The sequence below is a fragment of the Sphingomonas glacialis genome (assembly GCF_006439055.1).
GTDB classification, from domain to species: Bacteria; Pseudomonadota; Alphaproteobacteria; order Sphingomonadales; family Sphingomonadaceae; genus Sphingomonas; species Sphingomonas glacialis_A.
The window spans coordinates 467,056-481,742 of record NZ_RCZC01000001.1 but is presented as its reverse complement, the minus strand read 5'-3'; the positions used below and the strand labels follow the sequence as shown (position 1 = coordinate 481,742).

Genomic DNA, 14,687 nt, shown 5'->3' with positions numbered 1-14,687 from the left:
GTCCCGCCTCGATAGAGCGTTGCAACTTTCGAGACACAATGGTTGGCGTTTCGCGCGGGACGCGGCAAAGGTCGGGGATGTCCGTGACACCGACCGTTTCGACCCTGGCCGAACTCGCCGAACTGGCAGGCGTATCCGTGGCCACGGTGTCGCGCTCGCTGGCCGGAAATCCGGTGATCGCCAAGGCCACGCGCGACCGGATCGTCGCCCTGGCGAGCGAGCATGGGTTCAAGGTCAACCAGGCCGCACGCAATCTGCGGCTCGGGCGGACCGGCGCGATCGGCGTGGTGTTGCCGCTCGGGCACGAAGCCGAGCAGCATCTGTCCGACCCGTTCTTCATGAGCCTGCTCGGACCGCTTGCAGACGCGATCGCCGATCGCGGGCATGATTTGCTGCTGTCGCGGGTCATCCCGGCGAACGATCGCTGGCTCGATGCGATCGTCGATGCCGGGCGGGTCGACGGCGTCGTCGTGGTCGGCCAGTCGAACCAGATCGACGCGATCGAGCGGGTCGCCGCGCGCTATCGCCCGATCGTCGTGTGGGGCGCGGACATGCCCGACAAGACGCAGATCACCGTCGGGACTGACAATGTCGCGGGCGGGCGGCTCGCCGCCGAACATCTGCTCGCGCAAGGGCGGCGACGGCTGGCATTCTTCGGCAATATCGAAGTGCCCGAATTCGCCGCGCGCTATGTCGGTTTCCAGCAGGCGCTCGCCGCGTCGGGGAGCGGGCAGGCGACGCTGCTGCCGATGCATTTGACGAGCGAGGCGTCGTACGCGGCGATCGAAGCGTATCTTTCGGGGCATTCGTCGCCCGATGGTATCGTCGCGGCGTCGGACGTCATCGCGATGAGCGCGCTGCGGGCGCTGGCGGCGCACGGCAAGCGCGTGCCGCAGGACGTCAGCGTGGTCGGCTATGACGACGTCGTGATCGCGATGCACACGACGCCGCCGCTCACCACGGTACGGCAGGATGTCGGGCGCGGGGCGGGGGTGCTCGTCGACCTGCTGTTCCGCCGGATCGAGGGCGCCGACGTTCAGTCGGTGACGATGGCGCCCGAACTGATCCTGCGCGGCTCGGCCTGATCAGGCGATCGCGGAGCGGGCCGGCGTGCGGATCCGCCACGTCGCCACCGCCGCCGCCAGCATCATCGCGCCGCCCAGCATGAGCACGTGCCGCGGATCGCCGCCGAGCAGCGGGCGGTAGGCGAGCCACACGAACAGGATCTCGACCATCATCGGGATGACGATGAACATGTTGAAGATGCCCATATAGACGCCGGTCCGCTCGGGCGGGATCGCGTTGGCGAGCATCAGATAGGGGTTGCCCATCAGGCTGCCCCAGCCGATGCCGATGCCGACCATTGCGACGATCAGCAGCGGGATCGACCCGGTCGATGCGATCGTCAGCATGGCCGCCCCCGACGCCACCATCGCGACCGCATGGATCGGCTTGGCGCCGAAGCGCCGCGCGAACGGCACCATCGCAAAGGCCGAGACGCAGGCGACGAAATTGTAGAACGCGCCTAGCTGCCCGTTGAGCAGCCCCGCATCGCGGAAGCCGACGCTCGCCGGGTCGCTGGTGTGGAACACCCCGCGCGCGAGCGCGAGCACGACATATTGCCAGTAGCAGAACATCCCGAACCACTGGAACAGCATCGCCACCGCAAGCTGCCGCATCGTCGGCGGCATGTCGCGGATCGCCTCGACCAGCCCGGTGATCGTCGAGCGGACCGACAACGGATCGGCGCTGATCGCGGCGTCTTCTTCTGGCGTCAGCGGCAATTCGGGAACGCGCCACACCGACCACAAGATTGTCGTGATCGACAGCACCGCACCGATCAGGAAGCTGATCCGCGTGATTTCGGGAATGCCGTTGCTGTCGAGCGCATCCTTGTTGATGCCCCACCACACCAGCAACGAGGGGGCGAGATACGACAGCGTCTGCGCGAGCCCGGTGAACGCGCTCTGCGTCAGGAAGCCGAGCGGGCGCTGCGGCTCGGCGAGCCGGTCGCTGACATAGGCGCGGTACGGCTCCATCGTCACGTTGTTGGCCGCGTCGAGCACCCATAACAGGCTCGCCGCCATCCACAGCGTGCGGCTGTACGGCATCGCGAACAGCGACAGGCTGCACAGGATCGCGCCGATCAGGAAATAGGGGGTGCGGCGCCCGAGCCGGGTGCGCGTGCGGTCGCTCATCGATCCGATCAGCGGCTGGATGATCAGCCCGGTCATCGGGCCCGCCAGCCACAGCAGCGGCATGCTGCCCTCTTCTGCGCCGAGATAGCTGTAAATCGGGCCCATATTGCTTTGTTGCAGCCCGAAACTGAATTGCAGCCCGAGGAACCCGAGGTTCATCTGCAGGATCCGCGCGAACGACAGATGCACCTTGCCGACCGATCCGCTGGTCACATTCTCTCTCCCCTTGGGCGGACTGTTGCCGCCCTGCAACGCGCTCTAGCTGTTTGCGCAAACGATTGCAATTTCCGCTTGCAAACGTTTGCGTGAAAAGATTAGGGCCGGTGCGAGCCGAATAAACGGCCATACCGTTTCAGGAGAGTGATATGTTGAAAGGGCGCACCCTTTTTCTCGCCACCACCGCAATGATGATCGGCACACCGGCGTTCGCGCAGCAGGCGGCACCGCCAGCGGCTGATGCTCCGGCCCCCGTTCAGTCCGACGCCGAAGCGTCGAACAAGGACGACATCATCGTCACCGCGGTGGCGCGCGGGCAGAACCGCCTCAACAGCTCGGTTTCGGTCAGCTCGCTGAACGCCGACGCGATCGCCAACGCCGCACCGCGCTCTGCCGCAGAATTGTTCCGCAGCCTGCCCGGCATCCGTTCGGAATCGTCGGGCGGCGAGGGCAATGCCAACATCGCCGTGCGCGGCCTGCCGGTCGCATCGGGCGGCGCCAAGTTCCTGCAGCTGCAGGAAGACGGCCTGCCGATCCTCGAATATGGCGACATCGCCTTTGCCAATACCGACATCTTCCTGCGCGCCGACTTCAACGTCGCGCGCGTCGAGGCGGTCCGCGGCGGATCGGCCTCGACCTTCGCGTCGAACTCGCCCGGCGGCGTGATCAACCTCATTTCCAAGACCGGCGAGCAGGAAGGCGGCTCGATCCAGGGCACGGTCGGGCTCGACTACGGCGAATATCGCCTCGATGCCGATTATGGTGGCAAGCTCAGCGATACGCTGCGCTTCAACGTCGGCGGCTTCTACCGCGTCGGCGAAGGCCCGCGCCGCGCCGGCTATGACGGCAACAAGGGCGGGCAGATCCGCGGCAACATCACCAAGACCTTCGACCGCGGCTTCTTCCGCCTCAACGTCAAATATCTCGACGACCGCGCGATCGCCTATCTGCCGAGCCCGGTCCGCGTGAGCGGCACCAACAGCGACCCGAAATATAGCTCGCTGCCGGGCCTCAGCGCCAATAACGACACGATCCACAGCATCTATTTCACCCGCGCGGTGACGCTCGACGGTGCCAACAATCGCGAGGTCGACGACATTCGCGACGGCATGCATCCGGTGGTCAAGGCGATCGGGTTCGAAACCGAGTTCGAAGTCGCCGACGGTTGGAAGGTCAGCGACAAGTTCCGCTATTCGGACATTTCGGGCCGCTTCATCTCGCCCTTCCCGGCAACCGTCGACACCGCGCAGAACCTCGCCAACGCGATCGGTGGCCCAGGCGCGATCGTGAGCTATGCCAATGGCCCCAATGCCGGCCAGCTCTATGCCAACCCGACGACGTCGAACGCGATCGGCGTGGTGCTGTTCAACGCCAAGCTCAACAGCCTCAACAACATCACGAACGATCTGCGCGTCAATCGCCGCTTCAATGCGGGCGACGGGACGATCGATTTTTCGGCCGGCTTCTACAAGTCGCGCCAGACGATCAATATCGACTGGACCTGGTCGTCGTACCTGCTCGACGCGAAGGGCGATAACGCCGCTTTGCTTAACGTCCGGACGGCCAATGGCGTGTCGCGCACCGACACCGGTCTGGTCGCATACGGTGCGTCGTATTTCGGCAATTGCTGCCGCCGCAGCTACAATGTCGATTACGACACCAACGCGCCGTTCGCCTCGATCGGCTATACCGGTGGCGGGTTCAACGTGGATGCGAGCGTTCGCTACGACACCGGCAGTGCGCGCGGCTTCGTCGTCGGCGATGGTCCGGTGACGAGCTTCGACGTCGACGGCAACGGGACGATTTCCTATCCCGAGACGCAGACCACGGTGACCCCGGTCAACCGCCCACAGCCGGTCAATTACAATTTCCATTATGCGTCCTATTCGTTCGGCGCGAACTACCGGTTGGCGAGCGATCTCTCGATCTTCGCGCGCTACAGCCGCGGCGGCCGCGCCAATGCCGATCGCTTCCTGTTCAACGCGAACAATGTCAGCCCGACATCGGGTCTGCTCCAGCCGGGCGCGCGGCCGGTCGATTTCGTGCGGCAGGCCGAGGCCGGGGTGAAGTACAGCCATGGCGGGTTGAACCTGTACGGCACGGCATTCTGGGCAAAGACCGCCGAGCAGAATTTCGAAGCGACCAGCCAGAAGTTCTTCGACCGTACGTACCGCGCATATGGCCTCGAGCTCGAGGGCAATTATCGCGTCGGCGGGTTCAGCCTCGCGGCGAACGGGACCTTCACCAAGGCGAAGATCATCAGCGATAACGTCACGCCCGCGGTCATCGGCAACCGTCCGCGGCGCCAGGCCGAGTTCGTCTACAAGATCACCCCGCAATACACGACCGGGTTGTTCACGCTCGGTGCGAGCGCGATCGGGACGACGTCGAGCTACGCGCAGGACACCAACCAGCTGAAGCTGCCCGGCTTCACTCAGGTCAACGCGTTCCTCAGCGTGCGTCCGATCGCGCGGGTGCAGGTCTCGATCAACGCGAACAACGTGTTCAACACCAAGGGCTTCACCGAGGCGGAGGAAGCGTCGATCCCCGCAAACGGGATCGTCCGGGCGCGTTCGATCAACGGCCGTACGATCGCCGCTGCGGTCAAGCTCGACTTCTGAACCGATCGCCCCGGGCGCGCGCTGTGCGCCCGGGGCGTTTTCTGACTGACCGAATGGGTAGCGCTTTATGACAACGATCTGGTCTCGCGATGCTGTGGCGGCGATCGCGCTTCGCCCGAATCCCGAAGTCCCGCTGATTACCGCGGGGAGCTTGGCGCCGGTCCTGCCGGGCTATGATCTGTGGGATTACTGGCCGGTGCAGGAGCGCGATGGGCGGACCGCCGAGATTGCCGGCGGTGCGCTGCAGATGCTGCTGTCCGCACCCGTCTTGCCCGATCCCGAATCGCGCCACGGGCTCGCGCGCATCCGGCTGATGCACGAAACGCCGCACGGTTGGCGCGATCTCGGCGATCTGCTGCCCGACGGCTTCGCGCCGGGGAGTCGCGAATGGTCGGGGTCGGCGATCGTGACGGCGGCGCATGACCGCGTGACGCTCTATTTCACCGCAGCCGGGCATCGCGGCGAGGCCGAGCCGAGTTTCGACCAGCGCCTGTTCGAAACCAGCGCGACGCTGACGATCGTGGATGGCGTGCCGCACCTGGCGGATTGGTCTGCACCGGTCGAATCGGTCGCGGCCGATGGCCAGATCTATGCACGCGACATGACCGGTGGCGGCGCGATCGGCACGATCAAGGCGTTTCGCGATCCGGCATGGTTTTGCGATCCGGCCGACGGCGCCGAATATCTCGTCTTCGCCGGCTCGCTCGCGCAGTCCTCCTCCCCATGGAACGGCGCGGTCGGGCTGGCGCGGGGCGGGGACGGGCAGTGGACGCTCGAGCCGCCGCTGATCACCGCGGACGGCGTCAATAACGAGCTCGAACGGCCGCATCTCGTCCATCACGCTCGGCGCTATTATTGCTTCTGGTCGACGCAGCGAAAGGTGTTCGCCGCCGACGGTCCGTCGGGCCCGACCGGGCTGTACGGGATGGTTGCCGAGGATCTTGCCGGGCCGTGGGCGCCGCTCAACGGGACTGGCCTTGTCTGCGCGAACCCGCCCGGCGCGCCGATTCAGGCGTATAGCTGGCTGGTGCTCGGCGACCTCAGCGTGATCAGCTTCGTCGATCGGCCGGGGCTGACGGGCGATCCGGTCGATCCGGTCGAAGCGCGGCAGGTGTTTGGCGGCACGCCGGCAACGCCGTTTCGCATCGTGCTCGACGCCGATCGCGCGACGCTGGCGTGAGCGGGCCGGAACCGCTTTTTGCTGGCGTGGAACTTGGCGGGACCAAGTGCATCGCCGTCATCGCCCGCGATCGGCAGATCCTCGAGCGCGCGCACTGGCCGACCGGCGACGATCCGACGGTGACGCTGGCGGCCATCGCGGACTGGCTCACAGAGCAGACCCGCAGATATGCGGTGGCGGCGCTCGGCATCGCGAGTTTCGGGCCGATCGGGCTGGCGCGCGGTAGCGAAACCTACGGCACGATCCTCGACACGCCCAAGCCCGGCTGGTCGGGCGCCGATGTGGTCGCAACGCTGTCGCGCGGTTTTGCGGGACCGGTGGGGTTCGACACCGATGTCGCCGCCGCAGCGCTGGCCGAAGGTCGATGGGGCGCTTCGGTCGGCTGCGCGGTCCATGCCTATATCACGATCGGCACCGGGATCGGCGCGGGCATCGTCATCGCCGGGCATCCGCATCGCGGTATCCATCATCCCGAGATCGGTCACGTGCCGGTCCGACGGCAGCTGGGGGACAGCTTCTCGGGAGTCTGTCCGATCCATGGCGATTGCCTCGAAGGCCTCGCATCGGGCCCGGCGATCGCGGCGCGCGCGGGCAGGCCGGCCCAGGATCTGGCGCAGGACCACCCGATTTGGGACGCCGTGATCGACGAAATCGCCGACATGCTGAGTTCGCTGATCCTGACGCTGTCGCCGCAGCGGATCGTGATCGGCGGCGGTGTCGGATATGGGCAGGCGTGGCTCCTGCCGCGGCTGCATCTCGCGGTCGCGCGGACCTTGAACGGGTATCTCCCTGCGCACAGTCGTGCAGCGCTCAGCGACCTGATCGTCGCGCCATCGCTCGGGGCCGATGCCGGCGTCTACGGTTCGGTCGCGCTGGCGATCCTGGAGCAAGAGACGCTGCCGTGACGCCGGCAACCACGACCTGGTGAACAGGCGGTTGCCGGCAGACGTGTGAGCGGTGGGGACTATTTCTGCAGGCGGCAGTCTGCCGGGGCATTGACCGGATTGCAGCGTGCAGCACCGCCCCCGGGCAAGCGCACGACATAGGGCGTGCCATAGCCGTTGCCGGGCTTGTAGAAATCGGTCGAGACGATCTGCGCGCCGCTGCGGAACGCCTGGTTCGCGCGCGACAGGTCGTTGACGCGCGCTTCATAGGTTTCGATGTCGGCGCGCGCGCGGACCAGATAGCCCTGCTTGACCAGCGCCGGGATTTCCTTGGCGCGCATCGTCGCATTGTCCATCAGCAGGAACGCGGCATAGCTCTCGCCCGGCGACGCGCGCAGGAAGGCGGCGCGGCCCTCGAGATTGGGATGCCCCTCATGATAGGCCGCGAGCGCGACCGGATCGAACGCGGTGAGCAGCAGGAACACGAATTTCCCGCGCGACGCGCTGAGCGTCGGCCAATGTTGCGCCTTCACGCCCGCCTCTAGCGTGGGATAGCTGCCGCGGACCTCATCTGGCGTGACGAGATGATCGCGCCCGATCACGTCGAAGATCGACTGGTCCATCTCGGCGAACGCCGCACGATCGAACGGCAGCGGCGTGGTCGATCCGGGGAAGATCGGCAGTGCATCGCTCTTGGCCTCGACCAGGATGAAGATCGGTTCGTGGTTCGGATGCGCATCGGACCAGTGGCGCAGCTGGCCGAGGCAGGTGCGGAACAGGTTGCAGCTCGAGCGCACGTCGAAATCGGCGATGTGGAAGACCTTGAGGCCGGGCTTGTCCATGTCGGTCATGTCGTGCGGCAGCACGTCCGCATCGGGCACGCCCTTCGCCTTGAGCGCGGCATAGCCGGCCGGATGCGCGTAGCGGCCGCCTTGCGGATCGTTGTTGATGTCGATCTCGAGGCTGCGCATCCCCGCGTCGAGCTGGGCCGGAAGCGATGGGAAGCGGTAGGTCAGCCCTTGGCTGAGGCTGCCGAGGTTGGGGTGATATTCGAGCGCCGCCGCCTTCGCTGGGCCGGTCAGCGTCTCCATCCGTGCGGCGAGCCGCGGGCCGACGATCGTGTCCGCCATCGCGAGCAACTGCGGGTCGATACCCTGTGAATAACTGTTGTGCGTGCCGACCACCTGGATCTGGTTGAGCCGGGGTTCGGGGGCTTGCGGTTGCGCTGCGGCCGCGACGAGCGCCGTCGCCGCACCGACCGAGAGCAGGCCGATTGCAAATGTCTTCATGGGGGGAATCCTAGGGTCGAGGAAAGTCCGGCGGGGCGGGGCGCCACCGCCGGACCGATCGTCAGAACTTGAACTTCGCATAGCCGCCGATGGTGCGATACGCGGCTGGCGTGCTGTAATGCAGCAGGCCGAGGTTCCCGTAGATCTGGTAGCCGGTCGAGAAATAGGTGTTGAACAGGTTGCGCGCATAGACGCCGACCTCGACCGTATCGTTGATCTTGGCGACGCTCACGCGCGTGTTGACCAGCCCGTAGGCGGGGATGAACGAGTAGCTCGCATTGGGGGTCTTGGTGCCATCGGCATTGCTGACCGCCGGGGCGAGCCAGTCGCCGAGCATCGCGCCGGTGACGGTCTGCGTCGCGCTGCGATAGGCGTAGTCGACATGCGCGTTGATCTTGAGCGCCGAGGAGATTTCGGTGCCGTAATCGCCGTTGATCGTGAACGACCAGCGCGGCGCATTGGTCAGGCGCGTGCCGGTGTAGTTCGCGGTCGGGCTCGCGACATAATCGGTGAATTTCGAGTCGTTGTAGGTCACCACGCCGCCGATCGTGAACGCGCGGGTCGGCTTGATCGTCAGCGCGCCTTCGAACCCGCGCGAGCGCAGGCCCGGCGCGTTGCCGATGGCGGAAGCGAGGATGAAGCCGCCTACGCCGGTGCTGACCGGGGTCAGGATCGTCGCCTGGAAGTCGTGATAGCTCGACGAATAGAGGTCGAAGTTCAGTCGCACGCGGCGATCGAGGAATTCCGACTTCACGCCGACCTCCCAGCTTTTCACCGTCTCGGCGTTGTACGGATCGTATTTGTTGCCGACATAGGCGATCCCGCCCGGCTTGTAGCCGGTCGAATATGTCGCATAGAGCATCACGTCGGGGCTGATCGTGAACTGCGGCGCGATACGATAGGTGAAGTGGCCGGCGTTCTTGCGGCCGGTGCGGAAATCGGCGGTCGGCGCGATGCTGGTGGCGGCGGCGGTGAAGCTCGGGCGGTAGCCCGTCAGCGCGACCGGATCGGTGTCGAAATAGCCGATCGTCTGGCCGTTCCAGTCATAATTGTAGCGCCCGCCGAGCGTCAGGCTGAGCTGCGGGGTGAAGGTGAATTTGGTCTGGCCGAATACTGCCGCGGTCTCGTTGTACGAGGTGAAGCGCACGGTGTTGCCGAGCAGCTTGCCCGTCACCGGATCGTTGGCCCCGGTGTTGGCCGAGAGGACAGGGATCCCCACGCCCGCCGCATTATACACCGGCCCGCCGAGCGGCCCCCATTGCACCTGCGACTGGGTGGCGTTGAGCTTGTTGTAGAAACCGCCGACGAGATATTCGAAGAAACGCCCGGTCGGCGAGGCGATGTGCACCTCTTCGCTGAACTTGTTCGAATAGAGCTTGCCGACGTTGAACGGGAGATAGGCGCTGACGTTGTTCGGCAGCAGGTCGGCCGGCGTGACGTTGACGTAGCTGGTCTCGCGATACGCCGTGATCGAGGTCAGCGTATGCTCGCCGAGCTGGTAGTTGACGTGGAGCGAGCCGCCCTTGTTGACCATCGTGATCGAACCGAGCTGGCTGTCGAGCGAGTCGGTGTTCTTCTCGTTGGCGACGACGCCGAGCGCCGCCATCTGCGCGGTGATCGCTGCCGAGGGGGCGAATGACGAGCCGGCGGGGCCGCCGACGGGCGTGCGCACCGACGTGTCGTAATGGCGGGTATATTCGCCGGCGAGCACGAGCTCGAGCCGATCGGTCGGCGCGTAGAGCAGTTTCGCGCGCACGCCGACCTCGTCAACGCGGTTGAGGTTGCGGTTGAGCGTGACGTAGCGGCCCGCGCCGTCCTGCCCCTGCTGGAAGGCCGACACGCGCAGAGCGGCGTTCTCGCCGATCGGAACGTTGACCGTGCCGTTGACGATATGATCGTTGCGCTCGCCATAGCTGCCGTAAAAATTGCCCGAAAGCTTGCCGAGGACGGGCTTGTTGGTGGTCAGCGAGATCACGCCCGAGGTCGAGTTCTTGCCGAACAGCGTGCCCTGCGGGCCCATCAGCACGTCGATGCTGGCGACGTCGGTCAAGCCGATCAGGCCGTTGTCGCGCTGATTGTCCATCACCACGTCATCGACCACGACGTTGACCGACTTGGCGTTGGACAGATCGAACGAGCTGCTGCCGACGCCGCGGATCTGGAATGCGGCGCCCTGGGTCGGGTTATATTGCACGCCGGGGACGACATATTGCAGGTCGGTCAGGCCGATATAGCCGGTCTTCTCGAACTGCGCGCCGCTGACCGAGGTGATCGAGATCGGCACCGACTGCGCCTTCTCGCGGCGCCGCTGCGCGGTGACGACGATGTCGGTCAGGCCGTCTTCGGGGGCGGCGCCCGGGGCGGTGTCGACCGCAGGCGGCGGGGCGCTGTTCGCTGCCGTGTCCTGCGCCCACGCCTGTTCGGCGACCAGGCCGGAAAGCAGCAGCGCCGAGCCGGCCATCAGGCGCGCGAAGTTCGAAAGAGTCACCGTAAAATTCCCCCAAAAACGATGGATTCGCCAACAGGCTTGGCGGTCCTCTAGGAGCGTTTGGTGACAGCTAAATTACATCTGTTCAGTTAAGTGCACTTTTACTGGAAAAGCCTTGCGATTGCGGGTGAAGGTGTTTTTGGCAGTTTCGGGTGTGTCTATCAGTAGGACAAGCGAGGCGGCCATCAGGGTTGCAGCGCAAATAGCTGGCACAAGCTGCACCGCATAAAACGATTGTTCAGCACCGTGCGCCAACGCCGGATCGAACCCCGCGAGCCGATATCCCAGCAGCAACAGGCCAGCGGCGATCGCGCCGCACAGATTGAAGGGCAGGTGGAAGCCGGCATAATAGGCCGCGGCGGGTGCAGGTGTGGCGCCCGCGCGCGCCGCCAGATCGAGCCGTGTCCCGAGCATCACGCGCAGCGCCATGAAGTCGATCGCCGAGACGAGGCCGAACGCCGCCGTCCACGCCATCAGCAGCGCGGGCTGGCCCGGCCGAACCGCGATCAGCGCGATCGCGAGCAGCAGATTGATCCCGCAAATCACCCGCAAGGTCCGCTCGGCCGGCCAGCGCGCGCCGAACGCGACCGCCGCGCCGATGCCGATCGCCGCGCAGATCGCCTGGACGAGAATCCCGGTCGCGCCCCAGCCGGGCAGCGCCAGCGCGTTGCGGACGAGATAGAGATAGCCGGTGCCGGTGATCGCGGTGTGCGCGCCGTTCAGTGCGAACAGCGCGGCGAGCCGGCGGTTGCCGCGATTGGCGAAGAGCAGCCGCACCGGCTCGAGCAGCATTCCACGCCGCCACCGCGCCGGCGCTGCGGCCCGGTCGGGCACCAGCGCGATCAGCAGCGCATGCGCGAGCGGCGCACCGATCGACACCGCCAGCACAATCGCGGCGAAGGGCGACAGCGCGCGGCCGGCCTGCACCACGGCGAGCAGCGAAAACGCGACCCCGCCGAGGATTCCCGCGAGCGACCGCAGGCCGAAGATCCGCGCCCGCGCGGGGACGTTGGTCGTGGCCTCGAGCGCCCAGGCGCCATGCGTCACGTTGCACACCGCCCAGCCGACGACGAGCGCGACCAGCGCGACCGCGATCAGCAGCACGCTGCTCGAGTGGCCGAGCAGCAACAGGGCGACGCCGCCGGCGACCAGCAGCGCCGTGCCGCACGCCATCCACAGCACTCGGGCGCCCAGTTGCCGCGATCCGCGATCGCAGAGCGCGCCCGCGACGAGCTCGGCGGGAATCGAGGCGAGGCCGGCGAGCATCACCAGCCACCCGACCACGCCGATCGGCAGGCCGAGATCGTAGGAGAGGTAGGCGGCGAGGAAGCTGCGCCGCGCGAGATCATACCCTGCGAACACCCAGGTCGGCAGCGACAGCGCCAGCAGCTGCGGCGCCGAGGGATGATTCCGATCGATCATGCTGCTGCGGGCCACGTGGCCGCTTAGACCGGATATGTGCCGCTTCTATGACAGTCCTGGATCGGTCCTCGCGACATCCCAGGCGTCGAACGCGGCAAAGGCGGCGCGGTACTGCGCGCGCTCGGGCCGTTTGCGCGCCATCGCCACCATCCGCATCCCGAACAGCGCGATCGAGATGACCTGCGCGGTGGCGCGATCGAAGCCCGCCGCCGCCGCCGGGCCGAAGCCGAGCGCCGCGAGATCGGTGGCGCGGATATTCTCGCCGCGTCGCCGCCGCATGTCGGTCGCATAGGGCTGCAGGCTCGTCTCGCGCACGCTGGCCAGCGCGATCATCGAGGTCGCCTTGACGAGATCGCGCGTCTCGGCGTCGTCGGCGGGCAACCGGCCTTCGGCCCGCGCACGCGCACGCGTGCCGTGGAAGCGCGCGATCACGGCGTGCAGCCCCGCCACGACCAAGGCGGCGCGTCCGCCGAAATGATAGACGACGGTCGAGGCCGGCACATCGGCGGCGAGCGCGACCGAGCGGTGCGTCGTCGCCTCCATCCCTTGCGAGACGATGATCCGCGCGGCGCTGTCGGCGATCCGCTGGCGTTTGGGGTCGTCGTCGCGCGCGATCGGCAGCGGCTCGGGGGCGAGCGCGGCGATCAGCCGCTCGATCGCCGCACCATCCGCGCCACCGCGCGCAAAGCCGTGGGTAAGACGCTGCAGGCACAGCGTGCGCAGCAGCGTGTAGGCGGGATCATCGCCCGCGCCGAGCGCGAAGCTCGCTTCGTCCAGCATGTAGCCGAGCGCCAGATCGGCGAGCGCCGGCGTGCCGAACAGCAAGCGCGACCAGACCATTCCCGCCTGTGCGAGCCACCGGTCGAGCGCCGCCGAGGCTGCGTCCTGCAGCGCCCGATCGTGCACCAGTTCGATCAGGAAGACGACATTGCGCCGGCCGGCGGTCATCCAGTCGCGAAAGGCGAGATCGGCAAGCGCGGCGCGGGTGGCGCTGTCGGTCGGCGCGATCCGCGCGGCGAGATCGCACCAGCGTTCGCCGAACCGCTGGTCGCGCTGGGCGGCAACGTCGATCGCGCGGTCGATCAGCTGGTCCTTGCTGCCCATCCGCGCCGAGATCACCGCCACGCTGACGCCGAGCTGCGCCGCAAGCGGGCGCAGCGTCAGTCGGGCGAGCCCGCCTCGAGCGATGATGTCGAGCGCTGCATCGACGATCCGGTCGCTCTCGACATCCTCTTCGGCGACGGGGTCCTGTGCGGTCACGCCGATCCGGTAGCGCACGACGCGCGCTACGTCACGACCGATTGCCGCGCTTTTCGCCGCGCGGCCCCGTCATTTCTGCACGGCGATGGGGTCTCCAGCGCGCGGGAGCGAAGCTGTATCACTGCCCGTCGGCACCTAGGCCGCGCCGCCGATCGTGCTCGCGCGGGCTTTGATCTGAGGCGCGACCCAGCGGATCTCGGTGTCGCTCTCTCCGGCGAGAATCGCCGCGGCGCGCGACACCGCCTCGGCGCCGATCTCGGCAATCCCGACGCGCATCGTGGTGAGCGCGGGCGTGACGAAGCGGGCGAGCGGGATATCGTCGAACCCCGCGACGGCGATGTCCTCGGGCACGCTGAGCCCGGCGCGCTGAAAGACGACCAGCGCGCCGATCGCCATCATGTCGTTCGCCGCGAACAGCGCATCGGCCCGCTCGGTGTCGCCGAGCAGCGCCTGTGCCGCAGCAGTCCCCGATTCCTCTTCGAAATCGCCCGTCAGGACGCGCGGGCTGAGGCCGTGGCGGGTCATCGCTGCGCTATAGCCGGCGATCCGCTCCTCGGCGTCGCGGTTGCCGCGCGGGCCCGAGAGGTGGACGATGCGCCGCCGCCCGGACGCGACCAGATGCTCGACCATCGCATCGGCGGCGGCGACATTGTCGATGCGGAACTGCGGATGGTCCGCCGAGACGTCGGGGCAGCTGATCAGGACGGTCGGCAGGCTCGCGGGGAGATGCGCGAGCAGGCGCTCGGGGTCGATATCGGGCGCCATGATGATCAGCGCGTCGACGCGCCCTCGCATGAAGCGCAAGGTCTCGGTCCCGCGCTGATCGCCGTGCATGTTCGACAGCAGCAGCTGCAACCCGCGCGCGGACGCCTCGGCGTCGATGCCACGCAGCGCCTCCGAATAGAATTCGCCGTGGAGGTCGGGCAACATCACGCCGATCGCGTTGGTGCGCGCCAGGCTGAGGCTGCGCGCGCCGGTGTGCGGCACATAGCCGAGCGCCGCCGCGACCGACTGGACATGCTCGCGCAGATTGGCGCGCACATTGCCGTGGCCGTTCAACGCGCGCGAGACCGTCGCGATCGAAACGTTCGCCGCCCGGGCGACATCACGGATTGTGGCATGCGCCATA

10 protein-coding genes are annotated in these 14,687 nt (G+C 67.0%); 4 read left to right on the top strand and 6 right to left on the bottom strand.

Translation table 11 applies throughout. From position 1 onward, the window contains the following. Window positions 1–77: 77 nt before the first annotated feature. A complete protein-coding gene (locus tag EAH76_RS02250; protein WP_140847470.1) occupies window positions 78–1,085 on the top strand; it encodes a LacI family DNA-binding transcriptional regulator in 1,008 nt (335 codons plus the stop codon). On the opposite strand, the gene EAH76_RS02245 is transcribed toward EAH76_RS02250, so the two are convergent. After that, a complete protein-coding gene (locus tag EAH76_RS02245) occupies window positions 1,086–2,411 on the bottom strand; it encodes an MFS transporter (protein ID WP_140847467.1) in 1,326 nt (441 codons plus the stop codon). 152 nt (window positions 2,412–2,563) lie between these two features. On the opposite strand from EAH76_RS02245, the gene EAH76_RS02240 reads away from it, so the two are divergent. The 3 genes from EAH76_RS02240 (at window position 2,564) to EAH76_RS02230 (ending at window position 7,120) form a co-directional block, all read left to right on the top strand. Then, window positions 2,564–5,035: a TonB-dependent receptor domain-containing protein gene (locus tag EAH76_RS02240; protein WP_140847464.1), complete on the top strand. Its 2,472-nt coding sequence runs from the start codon at window positions 2,564–2,566 to the stop codon at window positions 5,033–5,035. A gap of 67 nt (window positions 5,036–5,102) precedes the next feature. Then, window positions 5,103–6,215 (top strand): glycoside hydrolase family 68 protein, encoded by a 1,113-nt coding sequence (locus tag EAH76_RS02235; protein WP_140847461.1) that lies wholly within the window; start codon window positions 5,103–5,105, stop codon window positions 6,213–6,215. Continuing rightward, complete coding sequence (locus EAH76_RS02230) at window positions 6,212–7,120, top strand: ROK family protein (RefSeq protein ID WP_140847458.1); 909 nt, start codon at window positions 6,212–6,214, stop codon at window positions 7,118–7,120. The genes EAH76_RS02235 and EAH76_RS02230 overlap by 4 nt, the downstream gene beginning before the upstream one ends. Before the next feature lie 59 nt (window positions 7,121–7,179). Here the strand turns inward: EAH76_RS02230 and EAH76_RS02225 are convergent, their stop codons facing one another. The 5 genes from EAH76_RS02225 to EAH76_RS02205 all read right to left on the bottom strand — a co-directional run bounded on the left by EAH76_RS02225 (window position 7,180) and on the right by EAH76_RS02205 (window position 14,686). Next, on the bottom strand, window positions 7,180–8,388 hold the full coding sequence (locus EAH76_RS02225; RefSeq protein ID WP_140847455.1) for a Ca2+-dependent phosphoinositide-specific phospholipase C: 1,209 nt from the start codon (window positions 8,386–8,388) through the stop codon (window positions 7,180–7,182). Between the two features lie 61 nt (window positions 8,389–8,449). After that, entirely contained in the window at window positions 8,450–10,876 is a 2,427-nt protein-coding gene (locus EAH76_RS02220; RefSeq protein WP_241659503.1) for a TonB-dependent receptor, read from the bottom strand. Between the two features lie 75 nt (window positions 10,877–10,951). Continuing rightward, the gene (locus tag EAH76_RS02215; RefSeq protein ID WP_140847452.1) at window positions 10,952–12,298 is read right to left on the bottom strand and encodes an MFS transporter; all 1,347 of its coding nucleotides are present in this window, start codon (window positions 12,296–12,298) and stop codon (window positions 10,952–10,954) included. Between the two features lie 45 nt (window positions 12,299–12,343). After that, window positions 12,344–13,558 (bottom strand): TetR family transcriptional regulator, encoded by a 1,215-nt coding sequence (locus tag EAH76_RS02210; protein WP_140847449.1) that lies wholly within the window; start codon window positions 13,556–13,558, stop codon window positions 12,344–12,346. Between the two features lie 135 nt (window positions 13,559–13,693). Then, window positions 13,694–14,686 carry a LacI family DNA-binding transcriptional regulator gene (locus tag EAH76_RS02205; protein ID WP_140847446.1) on the bottom strand — a complete coding sequence of 331 codons (993 nt, stop codon included), beginning with the start codon at window positions 14,684–14,686 and terminating at the stop codon, window positions 13,694–13,696. Between the last annotated feature and the right edge of the window lies 1 nt (window position 14,687).

Excerpts from the sequence above, each read along its gene's own strand:
- EAH76_RS02250 (WP_140847470.1), top strand. The coding sequence starts at position 78 with ATGTCCGTGACACCGACCGTTTCGACCCTGGCCGAACTCGCCGAACTG.
- EAH76_RS02240 (WP_140847464.1), top strand. The coding sequence starts at position 2,564 with ATGTTGAAAGGGCGCACCCTTTTTCTCGCCACCACCGCAATGATGATC.
- EAH76_RS02235 (WP_140847461.1), top strand. The coding sequence starts at position 5,103 with ATGACAACGATCTGGTCTCGCGATGCTGTGGCGGCGATCGCGCTTCGC.
- EAH76_RS02225 (WP_140847455.1), bottom strand. The coding sequence starts at position 8,388 with ATGAAGACATTTGCAATCGGCCTGCTCTCGGTCGGTGCGGCGACGGCG.
- EAH76_RS02215 (WP_140847452.1), bottom strand. The coding sequence starts at position 12,298 with ATGATCGATCGGAATCATCCCTCGGCGCCGCAGCTGCTGGCGCTGTCG.
- EAH76_RS02205 (WP_140847446.1), bottom strand. The coding sequence starts at position 14,686 with ATGGCGCATGCCACAATCCGTGATGTCGCCCGGGCGGCGAACGTTTCG.